The organism is Streptomyces sp. NBC_01255 (assembly GCF_036226445.1).
Classification (GTDB): domain Bacteria; phylum Actinomycetota; class Actinomycetes; order Streptomycetales; family Streptomycetaceae; genus Streptomyces.
In genome coordinates this window covers 5955829-5977554 of the sequence record NZ_CP108474.1, presented here as the reverse complement: position 1 = coordinate 5977554, position 21726 = coordinate 5955829, and the positions used below count along the sequence as shown (strand labels likewise).

General features: G+C 69.4%; 17 protein-coding genes and 4 pseudogenes. 9 read left to right on the top strand and 12 right to left on the bottom strand.

What is annotated here, in order from left to right:
- Window positions 1-129: 129 nt before the first annotated feature.
- From OG357_RS27075 to OG357_RS27055, 5 genes and pseudogenes are all read right to left on the bottom strand, one after another.
- A pseudogene (locus tag OG357_RS27075) lies at window positions 130-474 on the bottom strand (Uma2 family endonuclease); the annotation flags it as partial.
- Between the two features lie 193 nt (window positions 475-667).
- Window positions 668-1711, bottom strand: coding sequence for a LacI family DNA-binding transcriptional regulator (locus OG357_RS27070; RefSeq protein ID WP_329623624.1), 1044 nt, complete (start codon window positions 1709-1711; stop codon window positions 668-670).
- Window positions 1712-1820: 109 nt separating this feature from the next.
- Window positions 1821-2654: an ATP-binding cassette domain-containing protein gene (locus tag OG357_RS27065; RefSeq protein WP_329623623.1), complete on the bottom strand. Its 834-nt coding sequence runs from the start codon at window positions 2652-2654 to the stop codon at window positions 1821-1823.
- Complete coding sequence (locus OG357_RS27060; RefSeq protein ID WP_329623622.1) at window positions 2651-3646, bottom strand: ABC transporter permease; 996 nt, start codon at window positions 3644-3646, stop codon at window positions 2651-2653. Before OG357_RS27060 ends, OG357_RS27065 begins: the two co-directional genes overlap by 4 nt.
- Window positions 3647-3875: 229 nt before the next feature.
- Window positions 3876-4889: a sugar ABC transporter substrate-binding protein gene (locus tag OG357_RS27055; RefSeq protein ID WP_329623621.1), complete on the bottom strand. Its 1014-nt coding sequence runs from the start codon at window positions 4887-4889 to the stop codon at window positions 3876-3878.
- A 300-nt stretch (window positions 4890-5189) separates the two neighbouring features.
- On the opposite strand from OG357_RS27055, the gene OG357_RS27050 reads away from it, so the two are divergent.
- The 3 genes from OG357_RS27050 to OG357_RS27040 all read left to right on the top strand — a co-directional run bounded on the left by OG357_RS27050 (window position 5190) and on the right by OG357_RS27040 (window position 9336).
- A complete protein-coding gene (locus OG357_RS27050) occupies window positions 5190-6161 on the top strand; it encodes a carbohydrate kinase family protein (protein WP_329623620.1) in 972 nt (323 codons plus the stop codon).
- A 213-nt stretch (window positions 6162-6374) separates the two neighbouring features.
- A complete protein-coding gene (locus OG357_RS27045) occupies window positions 6375-8930 on the top strand; it encodes a GH32 C-terminal domain-containing protein (protein ID WP_329623619.1) in 2556 nt (851 codons plus the stop codon).
- Between the two features lie 109 nt (window positions 8931-9039).
- Window positions 9040-9336: a putative quinol monooxygenase gene (locus OG357_RS27040; RefSeq protein WP_329623618.1), complete on the top strand. Its 297-nt coding sequence runs from the start codon at window positions 9040-9042 to the stop codon at window positions 9334-9336.
- A 119-nt stretch (window positions 9337-9455) separates the two neighbouring features.
- On the opposite strand, the gene OG357_RS27035 is transcribed toward OG357_RS27040, so the two are convergent.
- Window positions 9456-10007, bottom strand: coding sequence for a Uma2 family endonuclease (locus OG357_RS27035; protein WP_329623617.1), 552 nt, complete (start codon window positions 10005-10007; stop codon window positions 9456-9458).
- A gap of 758 nt (window positions 10008-10765) precedes the next feature.
- Here OG357_RS27035 and OG357_RS27030 point away from each other — a divergent pair.
- From OG357_RS27030 to OG357_RS27020, 3 genes are all read left to right on the top strand, one after another.
- Window positions 10766-11206, top strand: a complete 441-nt coding sequence (locus OG357_RS27030) for a hypothetical protein (RefSeq protein WP_329623616.1) — start codon at window positions 10766-10768, stop codon at window positions 11204-11206.
- Window positions 11207-11560: 354 nt separating this feature from the next.
- Window positions 11561-12700 carry a hypothetical protein gene (locus tag OG357_RS27025; protein WP_329623615.1) on the top strand — a complete coding sequence of 380 codons (1140 nt, stop codon included), beginning with the start codon at window positions 11561-11563 and terminating at the stop codon, window positions 12698-12700.
- Window positions 12697-13221, top strand: coding sequence for a hypothetical protein (locus OG357_RS27020; protein WP_329623614.1), 525 nt, complete (start codon window positions 12697-12699; stop codon window positions 13219-13221). Before OG357_RS27025 ends, OG357_RS27020 begins: the two co-directional genes overlap by 4 nt.
- 830 nt (window positions 13222-14051) lie before the next feature.
- On the opposite strand, the gene OG357_RS27015 is transcribed toward OG357_RS27020, so the two are convergent.
- Window positions 14052-15029 (bottom strand): winged helix-turn-helix domain-containing protein, encoded by a 978-nt coding sequence (locus OG357_RS27015; RefSeq protein WP_329623613.1) that lies wholly within the window; start codon window positions 15027-15029, stop codon window positions 14052-14054.
- Between the two features lie 89 nt (window positions 15030-15118).
- Here OG357_RS27015 and OG357_RS27010 point away from each other — a divergent pair.
- The 3 pseudogenes from OG357_RS27010 to OG357_RS27000 form a co-directional block, all read left to right on the top strand.
- Window positions 15119-15521: pseudogene (locus tag OG357_RS27010) on the top strand (MFS transporter); the annotation flags it as partial.
- Window positions 15519-15905 (top strand): annotated as a pseudogene (locus tag OG357_RS27005) (NmrA family transcriptional regulator); the annotation flags it as partial. The pseudogenes OG357_RS27010 and OG357_RS27005, both read left to right, overlap by 3 nt.
- Window positions 15906-15945: 40 nt before the next feature.
- Window positions 15946-16146 (top strand): annotated as a pseudogene (locus tag OG357_RS27000) (haloalkane dehalogenase); the annotation flags it as partial.
- A 310-nt stretch (window positions 16147-16456) separates the two neighbouring features.
- Here OG357_RS27000 and OG357_RS26995 read toward each other — a convergent pair.
- The 5 genes from OG357_RS26995 to OG357_RS26975 all read right to left on the bottom strand — a co-directional run bounded on the left by OG357_RS26995 (window position 16457) and on the right by OG357_RS26975 (window position 21479).
- Window positions 16457-16606, bottom strand: coding sequence for a hypothetical protein (locus OG357_RS26995; RefSeq protein WP_329623612.1), 150 nt, complete (start codon window positions 16604-16606; stop codon window positions 16457-16459).
- A 19-nt stretch (window positions 16607-16625) separates the two neighbouring features.
- Window positions 16626-17222, bottom strand: coding sequence for a dihydrofolate reductase family protein (locus tag OG357_RS26990; RefSeq protein ID WP_329623611.1), 597 nt, complete (start codon window positions 17220-17222; stop codon window positions 16626-16628).
- 288 nt (window positions 17223-17510) lie between these two features.
- Window positions 17511-17720, bottom strand: coding sequence for a DUF4287 domain-containing protein (locus OG357_RS26985; protein ID WP_329623610.1), 210 nt, complete (start codon window positions 17718-17720; stop codon window positions 17511-17513).
- Between the two features lie 524 nt (window positions 17721-18244).
- The gene (locus OG357_RS26980) at window positions 18245-20521 is read right to left on the bottom strand and encodes a S9 family peptidase (RefSeq protein ID WP_329623609.1); all 2277 of its coding nucleotides are present in this window, start codon (window positions 20519-20521) and stop codon (window positions 18245-18247) included.
- A gap of 286 nt (window positions 20522-20807) precedes the next feature.
- Complete coding sequence (locus OG357_RS26975) at window positions 20808-21479, bottom strand: DUF4097 family beta strand repeat-containing protein (protein ID WP_329623608.1); 672 nt, start codon at window positions 21477-21479, stop codon at window positions 20808-20810.
- Between the last annotated feature and the right edge of the window lie 247 nt (window positions 21480-21726).

Genomic DNA, 21726 nt, shown 5'->3' with positions numbered 1-21726 from the left:
CGCCATCACTCTGTGGGCCTGCTGTAGGCCCTACACACCCCGCCAGGTGCACTCGGGCGGGTGGTCACGCTACGTAATACGTCTGGCGCTGGGACGCCGACTCATTCCCGGCCACCAGCGGCGTGCCCGTCAGCGCGCGCCGGTCTCCGGTTCGGGTCGGGGCAGTCCGTCCAGGTAGAGGGCGAAGGTGCGTCCGTCGGCCAGGTCGATGGGGAGCTTGCCGGCGCCGTACTGGTGCGTGTGTGCCGCGATGTAGCCGGTTCCGGTGGGCTGAGTATGGACGACGACCTCCGCCGCGTACGGATCCACCACCAGGTAGACGGGGATGCCGTAGCGGCCGTACTTGGCGGTGCAGTCGTCGCAGTCCTTGCCCGCCGAGGAGACCGACACCACCTCCGCGATCAGCAGGACGTCGTCGAAGGTGTAGCGCTTGCCCTGCTTTTGCGCGTCTTCCCGCAGGATCGCGAGATCGGGGGCGGAGTTCCACGACGGCTACCGTCCCCGTCGTACCGGCATTCCGGCGGACGAGGCATGAGCAGTGCTGTGCGAGTTGGCACGCCGCCCCGAGCAGGAACCCGGAGCCCGGATCCCGCTCCGCATCCGAGACGGGCGCCTGTGCCTCTTTTCCGGTGGAGAGTGGCCGGTAGGGACGCCAGGGTCGTGGCGCTCAGCTCGTGGCCGGTGCCGGCTCAGCGGGGTGCGGAAGCTGTTCGCTGGAGCCGCGGACCATCAGACGGGTGGGGACCATGATGGTCCGGGCGCGGGTGCGGTCGCCGTCCAGGCGGGCGAGGGCGGTCCTGGCCGCCGCCTCGCCGATGGCCGCCGGGTCCTGGGCCACGACGGTCAGGGCCGGTTCGAGGACCTCGGCGAGCGGAAGGTCGTCGAAGGTGACCAGCGCGATGTCCTTGCGCCCCGCACGGGTGAGCTGGGCGATGACCCCGAGAGCCATGATGTTGTTCGCCGCGAACAGGGCGGTGGGGGGATGCGGCAGGTCGAGGAGGGCGGTGGTCTCAGCGGCGGCCTCGTCCTGACTGTGCGCGCCGGTCACCAGGGTCCCGTCGTAGGGCAGGCCGGCCTCGGCGAGCGCCGAGCGGTAGCCGGCGAGACGCTCGCGCCGGGTGTAGAGCTGGGCGGGAAGGTCTCCGATGAAGCCGATCCGGCGGTGGCCGCGGGCGATGAGGTGGGAGACGCCCTCGTGGACGCCGGCCCGGTTGGAGCTGACGACGCAGTCGGCGGACAGTCCGACTCCCGGCCGGTCGAGGAACACCACCGGCAGACCCGCCGCGCGCGGTGCCCTGAGGTGGCTGTGGTCGGCTCCGAACGCGGGGACGACCATCAACATGCTGACGCGTCGGGCGAGGAAGGTCTGGATCAACACCCTTTCCCGGTCCGGGTCTTCGGCCGACGAGCCCATGAGCAGGGTGAGCCCCCGGCCACGCACGAGGTCCTCGATGCCGCCGGCGACGGTGCCGAAGAAGGGGTTGCCGAGGTCGGGCACGACCAGGCCGACGGTGGTGTCGGGGCCACCGACCCGGATGTTGCGGGCCATCAGGTTCGGCTGGAAGCCGAGCTTTTCGACTGCGGCGAGCACGCGCTCGCGGGTCTGGGGGGAACTCGGCCCGTCCTCGTTGAGCACCCGGGACACCGTCTTGGCGCTGACGCCCACTTCCCTGGCGACATCGGCCAGTGTGGGGCGGCGGTTCGCAGCCATGTACCACCGTTCCTGTGCGTTCGTCGGGCCCGGCCCCTGCCCGGGCCGGGCCCGCTGTCCTGGGTGTGCGGCGACCCTGTGGTCCGCGTGGCGTCGCCCCTGCGGCGAATCAGTGGGCGGACACGCCTGCCGCCTGAGCGGCATCCGCGTCGGCAACGACCGTACCTCCATCGTCGCTCACCCTGAGCGCCCCCGTCATGATGGCGACGACCTCCGCCATGGAATGGTCGGACGGCTTGATCAGCGCCTCGCGTCGGCCGAGCCGGTGGATGTGGATGCGGTCGGCGATCTCGAAGACGTGCGGCATGTTGTGGCTGATCAGGACCACGGGCATGCCCTTGTCGCGGACCCGGCGGATCAGGTCGAGGACCTGACCCGACTCCTTGACGCCCAGCGCGGCGGTGGGCTCGTCCATCACGACGACGCTCGACGCCCAGGCGACGGACCGTGCGACCGCCACGGCCTGGCGCTGACCGCCGGAGAGGGTCTCCACCGGCTGCGTCAGCGACCGCAGTCCGATCTTGAGGTCGGCCATGTGGGCCGCTGCCTCCTGGCGCATGCGCTTCTTGTCGAGCATGCGCAGAGCGCTGCCGAGGAAGCCCGGCCGGCGCAGCTCGCGCCCGAGGAACATGTTGGAGGCGATGTCCATCGAGGCGGCGACGGCCAGGTCCTGGTAGACGGTCTCGATGCCGTGCTGCCGGGCGCTCTGCGGCCCTGTGAACCTGATGGGCTCGCCGTTCAGCCGGATCTCGCCCTCGTCCGGGGTGATCGCACCGGTGAGAGCCTTGATCAGGCTGGTCTTGCCGGCGCCGTTGTCGCCGATGACGGCGAGGACCTCGCCGGGCAGCAGGTCGAAGTCGGCGCCGTCGATGGCGGTGACATGGCCGTACCGCTTGACCAGGCCGCGGGCCTGGAGCACGGGTGTGACGTCGGCGGTGCTCATCGTGCCTTCCTCCGGGAGATCTGGTCGACGGTCACGGCCAGGATCACCAGGACGCCGGTGATCAGGGTCTGGTAGATGGAGGCGACGCCCATCAGCTGGAGGCCGTTGCGGAACACACCGACGATGAGGACGCCGATGAAGGTGCCGAGGACGGAGCCGCGCCCGCCGAAGAGACTGGTGCCGCCGAGGACAACGGCGGTGATGCTGTCCAGGTTGTCGGTCTGGCCGGCCTGCGGGTCGCCGACGCCGGTGCGGGAGATCAGGAGCAGTGCGGCGATTCCGTAGACGGCTCCGGCCAGGGTGTAGAGGCCGATCGTCAGCCGGGAGGTGCGGATGCCGTTGAGGCGGGCGGCCTCGGGGCTGTTGCCGAGCGCGTACACATGGCGGCCCCAGGACGTGCCGCTCAGCGCGTAGGCGAAGAGCAGGAACAGGGCGATCGTCACGAGCGAGCCGTAGGTGATGTCGGTGTTGCCCAGGGGGAAGGTCTCGCCGAGGGCGGTCAGTGGCGCGGGGAGGTCGGTGATCGTCTGCTCGGCCGAGTAGATGTGGGTCAGCGCGAACGCCACGTTCAGCATGCCGAGGGTGACGATGAACGGCGGGAGCGGGATCAGCTGCACCAGCAGGCCGTTGACCAGGCCGAAGGCCGCACTGACGAGCAGGCCGAGAGTGATCGCGGCGAGCGGTGGGAGGCCGCCCTCGGCAGCCGTCTTGGCGATGACGATGCTGCCGAACGCCATGACGGCGCCACAGGAGAGGTCGATGCCGGCGGTGAGGATGATCAAGGTCTGACCGATGGCCAGCGTGCCCACGACCATGACCTGCTGGACGATCAGCGAGAAGTTGCCGCCGGAGAGGAACTGCTCGGTCGTCAGGGAGAAGAAGACACAGGCCAGCAACAGGGCGGCGAGTGGGCCCGTGGTCGGTGTGGCGAGCAGCCGGCGGACCGTGGTCGGTCCTTTCAGCTGGTCGTAAGGCAGGGGTGTGGCAGTCATGGTGGTCCTTGCCGGTGGTCGGTGGTCGGCGGAGCGAGGTTCGTCAGGGAGTACATGCCGGAGGGCTGTTCGCCGCGGGAGGCGGTCGCCGGAGAGTGGCGCGCGGGTGATCCTCTCGGCGCGCGGGGCGGGCCCGACCTCAGGTGCCGGGAGGTCGGGTCCCGATCGTTGGGCCGCGGGAGCGACCGGTCAGGAGAGGACTTCCGCGGCGCGCCCTGATGCCCGGGGCTCAGCCCCAGCACTTCTCCAGGCCGTACGCGGTGTCCTCGGCGTCGACTCCCGGCTTGGCCGCGTCGGTGATGAGGGTGACGCCGGTGTCGGTGTAGCCGGAGGCCTTCTTGCCGCTCTTGGCGAAGTCGGCGACCGCCTTGACGCCCTGGGACGCCATCTGGAGCGGGTACTGCTGCGAGGTCGCCGCGATCTTGCCTTCCTTGACGGCCTTCGTGCCGGTGCAGCCGCCGTCGACGGACACGACCAGCACCTTCCTCTCCAGGCCCTTCGCCTTGAGCGCGGTGTAGGCGCCCAGCGCGGCCGGTTCGTTGATCGTGTAGACGACGCTGATGTCGGGCGACTTCTGGAGGCAGTTCTCCATGGCCGTCTGGCCCTTGGCCTGGTCGCCGCCGGTGTCCTGCATGCACACGATGGACGGGTCGCCCTCCGCGACGCCGAAGCCCTTGAGGAAGCCCTGGTGGCGCTGCACGCCCACCGCGACGCCGGGCGCGAGGTCCAGAGTGGCGATCTTCGCGTCCTTGCCGGCCATGGCGGCCTTGGCGTACCGGCCGATGAGCTCGCCCGCCTTGACGTTGTCGGTGGCGAAGAGGGCGTCGGTGGCGTCCTGCGGCTCGGTCGGGCTGTCGAGCGCGATGACCAGGACGCCCTTGGCACGTGCCTTCTCGAGGGCGGGGACGATCGCCTTGGAGTCGTTGGGCGTGATGAGGATGCCCTTCACGCCGGAGTTGAGCATGTTCTCGATGGCGGTGACCTGGCCCGCGTTGTCGCCGTCGAACTTCCCGGCCGCGCTGACGAGTTCGACGCCGTTGTCCTTCGCCGCCTGCTCGGCGCCCTCCTTCATCTTCACGAAGAACGGGTTCGTGTCGGTCTTGGTGATCAGCCCGACCTTGGTTCCGCCACCGCCGGACCCTCCCTGCGCACCGGAGCCGCAGGCCGTCAGAGTCAGCGCCGAGACGGCGGCGAGAGCGGTGAATCCGAGGGAGGCGCGGGCGGTGCGGTTTCTGCGAAGCATGACTGATCTCCTGCTGGACGAGGGCGGAACGGCCGCGCGGATCGAGGGCTGCGGCGCATGAGGACTGCTGCTGTCGAATGCACTGGAGGCGGTGTCAGCGTTGACCTATGTCATCGTTGACACCGCTTGCGGAGGATGATGAACTCCATCACCCGGAAACGTCAATGCCTTCACCCCGTCACAACTCGGCAACGTCGCCCGGCCGCACCGCCTCACATCGAGAGCGCCGCTCTCCGTGAGCTTCCTCAAGACCCTTTGCCAACGCAGCCTTTCGCGCTGCCAGCCTGGAGAGAATGAGCCATGCGCCTGCCTCTGGTCACCGTCCTCGGAGAATGCGTCGCGGACGCCTTCGCCGTCCCCGCACCCACGCCGGGCGAGCTTGCCCTGCAGGTCCTGCCGGGCGGCGGTCCCGCGAACACGGCTGTGGCGCTCGCCCGGTTGGGCACGCCCGCCCGCTTCCTGGCGCGGCTGTCCGACGACGTCTTCGGCCGCCTGTTCCGCGATCACCTGGAAGCTTCGGGGGTCGACCTCACGGCCGCCGTACGCGCGGCCGAGCCCAGCACGCTGGCCGTCGCCGAGCTCGACGCCCAGGGCCGGGCCGCGTACTCGTTCCACGCCCAGGGCACCGCGGACTGGCAGTGGACGGCGGACGAACTCGCCACGACGGACCTCGCCTCCACAGCCTGCCTGCACTCGGGCTCCCTGGCCCTGGTGCGCGAGCCCGGCGCCATGATCGTCGAGGAGTTCCTCGCCCGCGCCTCCGCCACGGCCACGATCTCCATCGATCCGAACGTCCGGCCGCTGCTCGTGGCACCGGAGGTCTACCGCGAACGCCTGCCGCGCTGGTGCGCGCTCGCGGACATCCTCCGGCTGAGCGAGGACGACCTGGAACTGCTGCTGCCCGGGTACACGATCGAGCGAGCCTGCGACGCCTGGCACACGGCGGGCGTCCCGCTCGTCGTGATCACCCGCGGGGAGCGCGGCGCGGTCGCCTCGCTGAACGGCGAGCGGACCTCCGTACCGGCGCCCCCGACCGCCGTGATCGACACCGTCGGAGCCGGCGACTCCTTCACCGCAGGGCTCCTGCACCACCTCGGCACCAAGGGGCTCCTCGGTGGGCGCCAGACGGACCTTCGGGTCGACGACGTCTTCGACGCCTGCGTCTTCGCCTCCCAGGTGGCCGCGCTGACCTGCGGCGTCGCCGGGCCGAACCCGCCCTGGGCCGGCCAACTGCGCCTGCCGGCACCCGCGATCGGACACGCCGCCGGCTGAACCAGCGGTCCGAACGAACTCGGCCCAGGCCATTGACGCGCCGCCCGGAGCCCGCACATCATCACTCCCCAGCGGATGTCATCGCTGTCACATGTCATCGATGACATCCCGCTTCCCGGGTCGCCCCCACCGCCCGGCACTGCGAATCCCCCGACGTCGTACGCCCGCAGCGGACGCGGACTCGACGCCGCCGCCCCCAGTGCAGGAGAAACAATGAGCCGAGTCCCCGCTCGCCGTCGTGTCCCGCTGCGCCTCGTCGCCGCCGCGGCCGCGACCTGCGCGCTCACCGTCACCGCCGTCGCCCCGCAGGCGGCGGCGGAGGACAGCCGGCCGTACACGGAGTCGTACCGCCCGCAGTTCCACTTCAGCCCCGCGAAGAACTGGATGAACGACCCCAACGGACTGGTCTGGTTCCAGGGCGAGTACCACCTCTTCTACCAGTACAACCCGAGCGGAAACACCTGGGGCAACATGTCCTGGGGCCACGCCGTCAGCACGGACCTGGTGCACTGGCGGGAACTCACCCTCGCCATCCCGCACGACGACCAGGAGATGGTCTTCTCGGGCAGCGCCGTCGTCGACCACGACAACACCACGGGGTTCGGGACCACGGAGAACCCCGCCATAGTGGCCGTCTACACCAGCCACTACAAGGACAGCGGCAAGCAGGCCCAGTCCCTGGCGTACAGCACCGACCGCGGCCGCACCTGGACCAAGTACGCCGGGAACCCGGTGCTCGACATCGGATCGAAGGAGTTCCGCGACCCCAAGGTCCAGTGGTACGCACCCACCAAGAGCTGGCTGATGACGGTGTCGTTGTCCACCGAGCACAGGGTCCAATTCTACTCCTCCAAGGACCTCAAGAGCTGGACGCATCTCAGCGACTTCGGCCCGCAGAACACGGTGGGCGGCGTCTGGGAGTGCCCGGACCTGTTCCCGCTGCCCGTCGACGGCGACCCCAAGCGCGTCAAGGGGGTACTCGTCGTCAACATCAACCCCGGTGGCATCGCCGGTGGTTCGGCCGCCCAGTACTTCGTCGGCGACTTCGACGGCACGCGGTTCACGCCCGACGACGACGGCTCCTACACGCCTCCGCCCGGAGTAGTGGTGCAGGACTTCGAAGGCGCCGACTACGGCACCTGGCAGACGACCGGCACCGCCTTCGGCGAGGGACCGGTCCCCGCGCCCGCGCCCGGGACGTCGGGCACGAGCGGCTTCGAGGGCATGGGACTCGTCGACAGCTTCCACAACGGCGACGCCGAGACCGGCATCCTCACCTCACCGCCCTTCACTGTCGACAGCCCATACCTCAACTTCAAGGTGGCCGGCGGCCGTCACCCGCACGTCCCCGGCTCCGTGATGGGCGGCTCCCCCGCCCCCGCGGGAGAGACCCTCGCCGACTTCGAGCAGGACACGTACGGCTCCTGGACGGCCACAGGCACCGCCTTCGGCGACGGCCCCGCACCCGGCACCCTGCCCGGGCAGCACGAGGTGTCCGGACACGAGGGCGGCGGCCTGGTGAACACGTTCCTGGGCGGCGACGCGACCACGGGCACCCTCACCTCGCCCGAGTTCACCGTCACCGCGAAGCATCTCAACCTCCTCATCGGCGGGGGCAATCACCCCTCCGGATCCGCCGCGCCCACCGCCGTCCGGCTCGTCGTCGACGGCAGGACGGTACGCAGCGCCACCGGCACCGACTCGGAGTCGCTCAACTGGGTCTCCTGGGACCTCGGCGACCTCGCCGGCCGGACCGCGCACATCGAGGTCGTCGACGAGAACACCGGTGGCTGGGGGCACATCCTGCTCGACCAGGTCATGCTGTCCGACACCCCCGCACGGCCCCGCTCGACAGAGACCACGGTCAATCTCCTCATCGACGGAAAGGTCGTCCAGAGCAGGACCGGCGCTGACAGCGGCAGCCTGGACTGGACCTCCTTCGACCTCCGCGCCCACCAGGGCAAGCAGGCCACCCTCCAGATCGTCGACATGAACACGGCCGGCTGGGGCCACGTCCTGGCCGACCACTTCGTCGCCGCCGACCAACCGGCCGTCTCAAGTCTCCAGCGGGCCGACTGGGTCGACTACGGCAAGGACTACTACGCCGCCGTTTCCTGGGAGAACGCCCCGGACGGCAAGCGCCGCATGATCGGCTGGATGAACAACTGGCAGTACGGCAACGACATCCCGACCTCCCCCTGGCGCAGCGCGCAGAGCGTCCCGCGCGAGATGGCTCTGCGCACCGTGGACGGCCGGCTCCGACTGACGCAGCAGCCGGTGTCCACCGTGGAGTCGCTCCACGGCTCCTCGTTCAGCGCGCGCGACATCAGGATCGCGGAAGGATCCGTGCCGTTGGCAGCGGGCCGGGCCGACGGCAAGGCGCTCGACATCCGGGCGACATTCACCCTTGGTGACGCCGAGCGTTTCGGGTTCAAGGTCCGCACGGGCGAAGGCCAGGAGACCGTCATCGGCTACGACAACAAGACGCGGGAGCTGTACGTCGACCGGACGCGTTCGGGTGCGGTCGACTTCCACGGCGACTTCCCCGGCGTCCAGCGCGCACCGCTGACTCCCCGGAACGGCAAGATCGAGCTCCGCATCCTGGTCGACTGGTCCTCGGTCGAGGTGTTCGGCGGCGAAGGCGAGGCCGTGATCACGGACCAGATCTTCCCCAGCCCGGACAGCGACGGCGTCCGGATCTTCGCCGAAGGCGGCTCCGTACGCCTGGACAGGGCCAAGGTCTGGCAGGTGCGGTCGTACCGCGACTGACCGCCGTGCAGGTCCGCTGACGGCGCGGAGGCGGGGTACCGGCCCCCGGAAGCCCGCCTCCGCGCCGTTCCCCGTACCGGTATTACCGGCGAGAGACAGGAGACAGGACATGAAGAAAACGCTGTTGGCCGAGTTCACCGTGCGCCCCGGAAGTGAGGAACACGTCGCCGAACTGGTCAAGGAGTACGCCGCTCGCGTCCGTGAAGAACCCGGGAACCTGGCCTTCGAGGTATTCACCAAGGAATCCAGCCCCCGGGCGTACTGGATCTTCGAGGTGTACGCGCACGAAGCCGCCTTCCAGACCCACTTGGCGGCACCCTACGGCCCGCCCTTCAACGCGGCGCTCCAACCGTTGATCGAGGAGAAGGAGTCCGTGCTCACCTTCCTGCGCCCGCTCGGCCGCTGAACGGGCGGCGTACCTCGCGCCTGCCGCTCCGCGTCGCTCGCGCGTCACCAGGGGTACCGTGCCCGAGAGCCTCGGCAACAGCGCAGATCTGGTGTTCCCGGCCACCAGCAGCCAGCTCGTCAGCGCGCGCCGGTCTCCGGTTCGGGCCGGGGAAGCTCGTCCAGGTCGAGGGTGAAGGTGCGCCCGTCGGCCAGCTCGATGGGGAGCTTGCCGGTGCCGTACTTGTGCGTGTGCGCCGCGATGTAGCCGGTTCCGGTGGACTGGGTGTGGACGACGACCTCCCCGGCGTACGGGTCCACCACCAGGTAGACGGGGATGCCGTAGCGGCCGTACTTGGCGGTGCAGTCGTCGTAGTCCTTGCGCGCCGAGGAGACCGACACCACCTCCGCGATCAGCAGGACGTCCTCGAAGCTGTAGCGCTTGCCCACCCTCTGGGAGTCCTCGCGCAGGATCGCGAGATCGGGTGCGGAGTTCTCGTCGGCGGGGAAGTCGATGTACACGTCGGAAGTCACCTTGGCGTGACGTCCCAGTGCGAGCGTGTCGATCTGCATGGAGCGGATCGTGCTGGAGTGCTCCAGGCTCCGCGGGGTCATGATCATCTTCCCGTCGGCACCGATGAAGACCGCGTATCCCTCGGGGAACTCGGTGTGCATGATCGCCTCGACGCTCATCAGCGGCTCCTTCCCGTCGCCTCCCGGAATACGGTCGGCACGCCTCAGCAGCGGGCCTCACGGGCAACTCGAATCCACCCGGGGGTTCGAGCCGTGCGATCTGAGGGGGCTCCGCAGTGGTTGCCGCGGCCTTCGGTGACGAGTAGCCGCGGCGCGCAGAGGTCCCGGAGTCGTCCTCCAAGCCGACCCGTACGAGGAAATCGGGGGCGGCCACGGAGAAGGCCAGACCCGTCGTCGTCCCCGCCGGCTCCAGCGTGCACGAGCCTCCGTCAAAGGCGAGTGGGTCGTGATTCCGCGTCGTCATCGGCGGCGTCCAAGCTCCGATTCACCGTTGTCAAGCCGGACAAGCTGCGCAGAGTAGCCGCTCCGAACGCTCTGATGGGCAAGTTCCCTCGTGTAACCGAGTACCACGCGGCTGTGAGCACATCCTGGCTCCATGACTGACGTTGTTCCCTACGAGGTCGCGATGCGACGTGCGGCGGAGGTGCTGGGAAGGCACAGGTTCTCCGTGACCTCCTGCCATCTCGTCTGGCCGCTCAGCGTGCGCACACCCCGGGGTGGGCGCTCCGTCGAGGAACTGAAGGACCCTCGTGTAGCTGATGCGTATGAGCGCAGGCCGCACCTGGTCGCACGCTCCCCATGCGAACCACCGGCCGAAGCGCAATTCGGCCACTCCATCGTTCGCCGACCAGATCTGACTTTTTGTACACGGCCCCGTTCCGTAAGTTGCGTGAAAGACAACCGGCAGGGGGAGATGCATGGCTTGGGGCGAATGGGAGCAGACCAAGGCGGACGCGGCAGCCCGGCAGTCTACGTCGATGCGGCTGAACCAGGTCGCGCCGAATGCGGGAGGCGGCGGTGCCGGCAAGCCGGACCTGGCCTCCAGCCCAGCGGCCAAGAAGGCGGCGGCGAAAGCGATCGACGACGACCTGGAACCGGGGGTCACGAGGGACGGCAAGCACGCGGCCGAGACCACGAATGCCGCGGTCAAGGAGTTCGGAGCGAAGGACGGCCACGGCTGGGACACCTCCGGTGCGCTGAAGAGAGCCCACGAGACGTGGGAGAAGCAGGTCAAGATGCTGCTCGGGCGACTGTCCTCGGAGAAGCAGGCCCTCAGCGCGACCGGCATCAGCATGCAGAACAACGAACTCGACATCGCCGCGCGACTGGCCCGCCAGTCGCGGATCCAAGGCATCTGACGGGCCGGTAGACCGGCCTCAGGGGAGTCATGCCGACCTATCACGAAGCCATGAGCACCGACCTGTCCACGTTGACCGCCGCTGCGGGCAAGTGGGAGGAGATGGCCGCCAAGTTCAACACGCTCGAGGGCCGGTATGAGAAGGACGTCCACGGCGTCTCGCTCGGCGAGTCATGGATCGGGCTGAGCGCGAACGCCGCCAACGCCAGGTTCACCATCACACTCAAGGAGCTCCAGGGAGCGCAGAAGGAGGCGAAGGCGGTCGCACGTGTCCTGCGTGACGCGCACACGCAGCTCACCGACCTGCGTCACCGGCTCAAGGCGATCCGTGACGACGCCGTCAAGGCGGGCATGCGTGTCTCCGACCAGGGCGCGGTCGCCTTCGACACGGGGCGGCTCGCCCAGGACGAGCGCACGGCCTACGTCCACGACCGACTTCCAGCAGAGCGCCCGCACCCGGGCGAACGAGTGGGCCGAAAAGCTCGTCCAGGCGGTCAAGGCGCTCACCGACGCCGACGACGGCATCCGCCTCGCCCTCGATGCCGCCGTCCTCGACTCCGACCCCATGGACGGCACCTTCAACGGTTTCAACCGGAACCCCCAGGAAAACCCCTACCCGTCCCTGGAAGAGGCCGGTAAGGCCGCCAACATGCCCAAGGACCGCAGCGCCGTCGCTCAGTGGTGGCGTGACCTGGATCCTGTCACCCGCGGCGTCGTGATCCGTGAGCGCGGTGACGAACTCCGCGCGGCCGGCATCCTGGACCCGCTGTACCGATGGAAGTCCCCGGACTCCGGCTCGGGCCCCTTCGACGTGGAGGACCCCACACCGCGGGATCTGTGGCTCCACGCCCAAGCCCTGGGCATCGCGACGACCGGCGACGTCATCGGCCAGACCGGAGCCTCCCGCAACATGCTGCATTACCTACGGGGCACAGGCGAAACACTCGACCTCGACGTGGACCGGATCCTGGCCGACGACTCCGGCTTCCGGTCAAAGATCGAGAACAATCATGTCGCCGTGAACCAGGACGCCTGGCGGCGGCAGGCTCTGGCCGAATTCCACGAGGCCGGAGGCGACAGGACCGTGGTCGTCCCGGTCGAGAGCAGGACCAGGCACACAAACCTGGAGAGCGACGAGTGGTTCCGCGCGGTGGGAGCCCACGCGCAGAACGTCTCCGGATTCGTCACCGTCACGCCGGACGCTCACGGCGGCGCGCCCCAGGTCTCACTCGACTACCAGGTCAACGTCTGGGACCGCTACAACTGGGACCCCGGCAAGTCCACCCCCTTCGCCGACGGCCTCATCAGCATCTCGGACGACGACATGGGCCGGCTGCACAAGGTGGGGTTCGCCCAGGAATTCGATATGAAGGGCAGCAGCTCCACCCACCAGCACGATCTCGGCAGCCCCACACCCCCGACCACCACCCCAGAGGACCACGGACGCGAAGGCACCCGGGGCGACGTGTCCCGAGGAGAGGAGAAGAACCGATGAAGCTCCGCCTCACCGCGCGAGTCCTCCCTCTGGTCCCGGCCGCCACTCTCGCCGTAGGGCTGGCACTCGGCGGCTGCACGTCCGCGCCCTCGGATCGCACCACGCGTACGGCTCCCTCCTCCAGCTGGGAGACGGGCGCCGGCGCCCCCGAAGCGGCGGCGTTCATGAAAATCCAGATCCCTGAGGGGGCGACAGAGGTGAATGGGGCCGTACGGGTCCAGCCGCAGGAGAAGGTCTACCTGCTGTCCTTCGTCACAAGTGAGCGGACCGCGAAGACGATCACCGAGGACCTGCACCCCGACCACCCCTTGGCCGTGGAAGGCCCGCCCTCCTCGTCGCTGAGCGGGGACGGGTTCAGGCACCTGGGCCTCACACCGCCGCAGGAGCTCAAGAGCGTACGGACGACGAGCGCGTGTCCGCCCTGCGTGGACGACTCCAGGCGGCGCCACATCCAGGGCATCGAGATTCACATCAGCGAGGCCCAGGGGGACCGTGTCCGGGTCTACCTGACTGCGTACTGACCGGCCCGACGCCGTCTGCCCCTTGGCCCGAGTCCGCAGCTCGGCGGCGCACCGCCACTCCAGTGTGGTCTGGATGCTGGGGCTTGCTCCAAGGAGTGAGTTCGTTCAGCAGAAGACTAGGTGTCCTGGCAGCCGACCTGGTATCGCCGACCTGTCCGTCGGCCTCGACGTGGAAACGCGAGCCCCGAAGCTCTCACCGACAAGCGTTCGACCGCCTAGCCGAGAGGCGTCGGCGAGGGTGTAGAAATTCGACTCAATGTGCGGCGCGTCACACGCGGGAGCCGCGGGATCGCTATCGGATCATCGTCGTGGCTCCACACCCAGGTTCCACCCGAAACTCCAGGTCAAGAAGGTCAGGGCCCGGCGAGGCAGCCCAGGGGCGCATGTTTCGCCGCACCGATGCGAGGCGATCGCTGCACGCGGAAACACCCCTCCCGGGACGTTTCCGCAGGTCAGAACGTTTTTCTACGGTGGGGCGGGTGGAACTCGAACCCATTTCAGTGGCGCGTCTCACCTGCGACGACGCCGAAAGACCGGACAAATCCATCCGTCTCCATCTGGCTGCGTCCCGCTCGACCCTGCTCACCCGTCGGGCGGTGCAGCGTTCGCTGCACCGCCGCTTCCACGCTCCTTCGCACTCCTGAAGGCCAGTCGAACTCTGCCCATCTGTGGTCTCCCAGTCGCAGGACAGCAGACCGGCAGTGAGAGCCGTCCAGGCGCCGGCCGACGACCTCTCGGCAAGCTGATTACGTTACGTAGTCATCCGGCGGTCGCAGGCGCAGTCCCGTCAGATCATGGCGGTCTCCAAGAAGCAGCGCTGGTTTGAGCCCTCAGCCCGAACCTGCGACCAGTGCCTCGCCGAGTGGGGTGCGTCGGTAGAGCACCGACCGTCCGGAACGGGCGCGGACGAGCAGCCCCGCGCCTCGAAGGATGGCGAGGTGGTCTCCTACCGCGCCGGGTGCCATGGCGAGGCTTCGGGCGAGGTGGCTGGTACTGGCCGGGGCGTCCAGCGCCAACAGCAGCCGGGCTCGGGCCCGGCCGACCAGAGCGGTCAGCGCGTCCGGTTGGGGGACGGTCTCCTGTTCGCCCCACAGGGCGGCGGTGCCGCGGGCACGGTAGATCAAGGTCTTGGGCCAGGCGTCTTCCATGTGGGCGGCGATGTGCCCGACGAGGACCGAGGGGATCAGCAGGAGTCCGTCGCCGGCGAGGGGGACCGTTCCGCCTCGGAGGAAGCCGATCTCGATGCCGCCGGCGCGCCAGGCGATTCCCGGGTGCAGGCTCTCGATGGTCCTGGCCCATCCGTGTTCGCCGATCACACCCACCCGGTGCACGACATCGCGCTCACAGATCGCGCGCAGTTGCGGCCAGTCCGCGGCGAGCAGCTCGTGCCACGCCTGGTCCATCGCCTCGGCGATCCTGGAGACGGCGTCCGGCGAGTCCAGGACTGCGCGTACGCGGGGATCACGGGCGGATGGGCCGGTCGCGGTGGCGACGATCTCTTGGCGGGCCGCTTCCCGCGGTGTGGGCCGGATCATGGCCAGGTCGTCAGCCCAGGTCTGGTTGAGGCCGCGCGGGGGCGGGGCGACGAAGTTCGGTCCGCCTTGCGGGGCCTGCAGCGCGAGGGCGGCGTCCAGTTCGGTCTCGCGGCGAAGCCGTTCAAAGGCCGGCATGAGCCGGGCGGCCCAGGCTCGCGGCAGCGGCGGGTTGAGGCCGGCGAGCGAGCGCAGCAGCCAGCAGAGGTCCATCGCGGGCGACAGTGCGAAGCGGCTGCGCAGCAGGTCCTCGACGGAGACTTCGAAGCGCAGCACTCGGCCATGCTACCGCCCGACGCCTGTTTCGATTCGTCCAGCGACGAATCATTGGTGAGTGGCGTGGGTGCACGCCGAGGCTGGGCGCCATGACTCCGATCGCCGGACCCGCACAGGGCAACCGCCGTGCCACCTACCGAGAGGTGCTGGCCGAGCCGCGATTCCGGCTGCTCTTCGTGACCCGCACCGTCGCGATCACCGCGGACGCTCTGCGGATCACCACGTTCTCTGTTCTGGTTTTACGCAGCCACCAGGTCCGCGTTGCTGAGCGCGCTGGCCTTCGGCATCGGCTTCCTCCCGCAGCTGTTCGGCTCACTGCTGCTGGGTTCGATGGCCGACCGGCTGCCGCCTCGCGCGCTCATCGCCGGAGGCTACGCCCTGGCGTGCGCCGCCGCTCTGCTGCTCGCCCTGGTGCGGATGCCGATCGCGGCGAGCCTCGGCGTCGTGGCGCTGGTCGCCCTGGCCACGCCGGTGTTCAGCGGAGCGTCGGCCGCCGCGCCGTTCGGCGATGTCGGGCTGCCCACCGTCGACCCGGCGGACGTGGCCGAGGTCGCGGCCGTGGTCCTGCGCGAGGGCGGCCACGCGGGCAGCACGTACGACCTCACCGGCCCCGCTCCGGTCACCCCGCGCGAACGGGCCGAGGCGATCGGCGAGGCCCTGGGCACTCCCGTGCGGTTCATCGAGCAGACCCGCGCCGAGGCCCGCGCGCAGATGCTGTCCTTCATGCCCGAACCGGTGGTGGAGGGCACCCTCGCCATCCTCGGCGAGCCGCTGCCCGCCGAACAGGAGACGAGCCCCGCCGTCGAGCGCATCCTCGGCCGGGCGCCGCGCGCCTTCGCCGACTGGGCCGCACGCACCGCCCCTGCGTTCCAGTGAACTACCGCTGGAACACACGCACTTGAAAGGCTCCGCCACCTTGCCCGTTCAGCCCGTACTCGACTCCACCATGTTCCACCGGGAGCTCGGCGCCGGAGCGCCGATGGTCTTCCTGCACGGCAACCCCACCTCCTCCCACCTGTGGCGGGACGTCCTCCCCGCCGTCGGCGAACCGGGCCGCCTGCCGGCCCCGGACCTGATCGGCATGGGCGAGTCGGGCAAGCCCGACATCGCCTACACATCGCCGGCCTGGAGATCGAGCACCACGACGCGGTCGCCGGCCACCACACCCCGGAGGACCAGCCCCGGACGATCGGCGCCGCCATCGCCGCCTGGGCCGACCGGCACGAGCTCCGCTGAGGCGGACGAACCACAGCACGAGTGCAGTCGAGAGACAGCCAGCGCCGACGCCCATCACGGACAGTGAGATCAGTGCAAGGCTGGATCGGGGCGTTCGGCCCTCGCAGGCGCCAGGGCAGAACCCCGCCGCAGCCTCGCTCAGCCGGTCCACATCACGAGCCAGCCGTCCACTGTGGGGGACATCGCCACGCTCACCATCGGCCACACGCTGCGACCTCCGCCTTGGCGAGGGTGAGCTGGAGCCAGGCGATGTACGCGGCGGTATTGCTGTAGCCGAACTCGTGGGCCGCGAGCTGGATGGTGCGCGCCCACGCGAGGCCGACCTCCCGCCTGGTCGGCATCGGCTCGTGCGACTGCTGACTATGCCCCGGCCTTCGGCCGGTAGGTGCACACGTGCACTCCGGTCCCGCTGACGACTGTGGAGACCAGTTCGAACGTGCGGAGGTGGCCGTCGGCCGGGTAGATCGTCTTACCGCCGCCGAGGAGCACCGGCAGGATCATGAGCCGGAGCTCGTCGACCAGTCCCTCGGCCAGCAGGGTTCGGGTGAGGGACGCGCTGCCCATGACGACCAGGTCGCGGCCTTCGGTCTCGCGCAGCTTCTTGATCTGGTCGAGCGCCTGGTCGCCGGGGATGCGCGTGGTGTTGTTCCACGTCAGCTCGTCCTCGGCGAGGGTGCTGGACACGACGTACTTGGTGACGCTGTTCATGTGGTCGGCGAACGGGTCGCCGGCCCGGCCGGGCCACGCCGCGGCCATGGTCTGCCAGGTACGGCGTCCGAACAGCAGGGCCTCGGTGCTCGTCTGCCACTCGGCCAGGGAGCCGCCCATCACCTCCGGGTCGAAGAACGGGTGACTCCAGCCACCGTGGGCGAAACCGCCGTCGGTGTCCTCGTCCGGGTGTCCCGGGGCCTGAACTACGCCGTCCAAGCTGATGAACTCACCAATCGCAATGCGCATGGAGATGTCTCACTTCCTGATCCGTTGGGTTCAGATGGGATGGGCTGCGGCAGTGGCGACGGCCTGGGGCTCACGCCAGGCGCCTTACCGCTGGAATCCCTGCCGTTCGCGACAGACGAAAGGCTATGTTGCGTTCACATGTTCAGCAACCGCTTGATTACCCAACCTCTCTATTAATGCAGGTCAGTCGACGGATTTCACTGCAATGAGATTGCCACTAAACGCAACACGGCCCGCCACTTCATTGCAATGATCTGAGCGTGAACGCTCAGAAACGGCCCGTGCGGACTACATCACCCTGTCCTCCGCGAGGGTGTGGGCGACCAGGGCGTTGGCGTGACCGTGGCCCAGGCTGTGCTCGGACTTGAGCCACGAGACGAGTTCCATGTGCTTGGTCAGGGGAGAGGACCGGATGAGGTCCTTCCATTCCGCGATCGGACGGCCGTACTTCTTCTCGATCGAGGGGAAGTACGCGGCACCCTGCAGCGATTCCGCCATGTCGTCGACGCCTTTCGTCGGTTGCTCGGGAAGAGCTTTGGTGTGCTTACGTGTTGGTCGCCCGGCGGACGGGTCGGCCGGTCCGGCCGGCGGCGCGCCGGCCGGACGGTCACCGCGGCGAGTGCGGCGAGCCCGAAGGTGGGGAAAGGCAGTACGGCCGGCCCAGGTCGCCGAGGCTGAGCCGGCTGATGGAGTTGCGGGTGAAATCGAATCCCTCACGCGTGAGGCCCTGGATGAGCCCCACGCCCAGGAACAGCGGGCCACACACGGCGGCGCAGGCCAGCGGCACCCGCCCCGCCCGGTCGGGCCCCGGATTTGCAACCGCAGTGGGTACGGCAGAGGCGGAGGCGCTGGCCGTGTGGGTCATGGCATGCCTTCCCCGTTTGCCGCGCCACCCGGGGGGTCAGGATCGCAGCTCTGGAATCTCGTTGCCTGTATGACCCTGAGAGTTGACCGAAGTCATCGGCCCAGCCGAAGCGATCCGGGTCACATGAGCATGCTGGTTCCTCGTCCGCGTTTCGCGCTCAGGCGAAGAGCTCGGCGAGCAGCTCGGGGCCGATCGCGATGGGAGCGGGGCGGTAGGCAGGAGGCTGGGTGCCCAGCAGCTCGCGGACCAGGAAGTCCCAGCAGCGTGTACGGACATAGGCCAAGTGGTCGATGAACGTGTGCTCGGCGCCAGGCACGATGAGCAGCTCGAAGTCCTTGCCGGCGGCGATGAGGCGGTCGGCCAGGCGGAGGGTCTGGTCGGGGTGGACCTGGTCGTCCATTTCGCCGTGGATCAGGAGCAGCTTCCCCTCCAGGCGGTCGGCGAGGTCGATGTTGGAAGTGCGGCCCCAGGCCTCGGGGTTGTCCGCGCCGTCGTAGGCCTCCACAAAGCCGGCGTTGAAATGACGGGCGTCGTGCGAGCCGGAGAGGGCCGCTCCGACCTTGTACGTCTCGGGGAAGTCCAGCATCGCGCGGGCCGCGGCGAAGCCGCCGCCGGAGTGGCCAAACACACCCACCCGGTCCAGGTCCATCCACGGCCGGGTCTCCGCCAGTTGGCGCACGGCCGCGACGTGGTCGGCCAGGTTGCCCGCGTCGGCCAGGTGGCCGTAGGAGGCGTCGTGGAAGGACTTGTCCCGGCCCGGGGTGCCGCGTCCGTCCAGTGCCACCACTACGAAGCCCAGTGCGGCGAGGGGTTCCGCGTCGAGGCCCATGCCGCCGGGGTCGAAGCACGGGGTGACGCGGCTGACCTGCGGGCCGGGGTAGACGTTGTCGACCACCGGGTAGGAGCGGGCGGGGTCGAACTCCCGCGGCCGGTACAGCACGCCGTAGATGTCCGTCACCCCGTCGGCCGCCTTGACGCGGAACCGTTCCGGCGCCGTCCAGCCGGTGGCGGCGAGCTTGCCGATGTCGGCGCGCTCCAGCTCGACCAGGACCCGCCCGGACCAGTCGCGGACCGTCGTCACCGGCGGGGTGTCGATGGTGGACGCGGAGTCTATGAAGTAGTCCGGGTGGTCGGGGGTGGTGACGGTGTGGTCCTGGTCGTCGTCCGTGAGCCTCGCGAAGCCGGAGCCGTCCAGGCCGACCCGGCACACCGTGCGCCGGTACGGGTCCTCGTCGACCAGCCCGGAAGCGGTGAAGTACACCACCCGCTCGGCCTCGTCGACGCGCAGGATCTGCCGCACCGCCCACGGCCCGGAGGTGACCTGCCCCAGCAGTTCGCCGGTGCGCAGGTCGTACCGGTAGAGGTGGCCCCAGCCGTCCCGCTGCGAGTACCAGAGCACCTCGTCGGCCAGCACCCGCACGATCGGCGGCTCGTACCCGAACTGGTTGGGCTCGACACGGGTCGCCCCGGTCTCGCCGAGCACCGTGGTGACCTCGCCGGTGGCCGCGTCCAGCCGGTACAGGGTGAGCGTGCGCAAGTCGCGGGGCCGGCCGAGGTAGTACACCGCCGAGCTGTCCGGGGCCCACCAGGCCCACTTGATCGTGATCGGCGACAGTGTCGGCACGAGCAGCGGCTCGGACTGCGCGCGGATCACCGTGCCCTCGGCGATGTCCAGTACGACCAGTTCGGCCAGCGGTACGTGCTCGTCCCCGGGGTAGGCGAACCGCTGGGTGTGCAGCACCGGGGCGCCGCCGTCGACGGGCCTGGCCTCCAGCAGGTGGGTCTCCCGAACCTGGCGCTCGTCGGTCCGGTGCGTCAGTACCTTCGTCGAGTCCGGCGACCAGGCCACCGAGGGCGGCAGGTACGGCAGGCCGATCTTGCGCAGCAGGGTGCTGTTCGCCGTGCACTCCGGGACGGTGCCGTACTGGTGGCCGGGCGCGCCGTCGCCGGTCAGCGCCCACTCGCGGCCGTCGGACAGCGAGCGCGCCCACAGGTCGTGCCCCCGCCGGGACACCACGGTCTTCCCGTCGGGTGACGGTACGTCGAGGGGGCTGCCGGGCGGCGTGAACTCGGCCCGCTCGCAGACGTAGTCGTCCAGGCGGCAGCGCCACCACTCGCCGAGCGCATCGAACTCGACGGTGTTCCCGGCCAGTTCGATCGCCGTGGTCGGCAAGAACTCGGGGTCGACCTGATGCCCGGTGGCGGCGGCCAGGGCGGCGGCGAGCCGGGCGTGGTCGAAGGCCGGCTCACGGGTTCCGGCCGCCGGGTCGACCAGCACGAACCGCTTGCCGACGCCGTTGCTCACCGCGTACCAGAAGCGGGCGCCGCCGTCGATCCACTGCGGCCTGACCTTGTCGCCGATGACGAGCTCGCCGGGGCGGGCGGGCCGGCGCAGGAGCTGCTCGGCGGCCTGGTAGTTCTGAGTGGTGCTCATTCTTCTTGCCCTTCTTCGGTATCGGTTCTGGGCCTGGTGATGCCACCGCGGCGTCATCACGGCAGGTGTTGTGGCCTGGGTCTGGAGCGAGGGCGCCGGCCGTCTCGCGAGCCAGGCCGAGGCGGCACAGTGAGTGCCGCATCGGCGTCTGGAGTCGGCGTCCAGAGCGCGGCCCTGCGAGGCGGGGCAACGATTCATCCCGCAGTTCCACGAACGAGGCGTCAGCAGTCGGCGCGGCGTCGCCAAGGACCGCCGGCTACGTGGGGGCTCTTCGGGGTTGCGTGGGTCAGAGGCTGCGGGCGGTGATGTCGCCGTAGGAGGTGGTCGCGTGGATGTTCAGGTCCGCGGCGTCGCCTTCGGTGTTGTTGAGTGAGTTGTGGATCCGGCCGTAGGAGGTGCCCGCGTCCAGGGAGGCGGAGACTCCGCGGGCGGCACCGACGGAGATCTCGCCGTGCTCGGTGCTCAGGGTGACCGTGCCGGTCATGGCCTCCGTGATGTGGATGTCGCCCTTCTGAGTGCTGATGTGGGCGGGGCCGCCCAGGCGGCCGACCGAGACGTCGCCGGCGAGAAGGGTGAGGCGGGCACGCGTGGTCTCGTCGAGCTTGACCGTGCCCTGCGCGCCCTCGAAGGCGACGTCGCCGAGCCGCCCGACGCCCTGGAACTCCGCGCTGGCCGTCTTCGCCTCGATGCGGGAGCCGGCGGGCAGCTGGACGGTCACCTCGACGGATCCGGAGTCGCCGACGATCGGGTTCTTCGGCGCCGGGGCCGCGATCCGCAGGACACCGTCGCCGTATTCGACCGTGATCTGCTCCGCCGCCTGCACGTCGCGGCCCTTCGAGGCATCCGCGGGCAGGACCTCGACGGCGGTGTCGGCCCGGTCGGCGGCGATGAACCGGATGCATCCCGCGGGGACGTCCAAGACGGCGGCGATCGGGTCGGGGGTGTCGAACTTCTGCATGGTGCGCTCCTGGAGCTCGCTGTTGCTGATAGAGGAAAAGCTACGTTGCATTCACCAGTTCCTCAACATGTTCGCCATGAGAAATCGGCATCATCGCAGATCACAGGCGGAATATCATCGCAATGATCTTCGAGGTTAACGCAACGACAGCTACTTGACCGTTGCAATGAATTGAGGGTGAACGCTAAAGAGCACCCACCCGGGCGTCTCGGCCGCCCCCCCCCCGCCTTGGCAGTCAGGGCCGGTG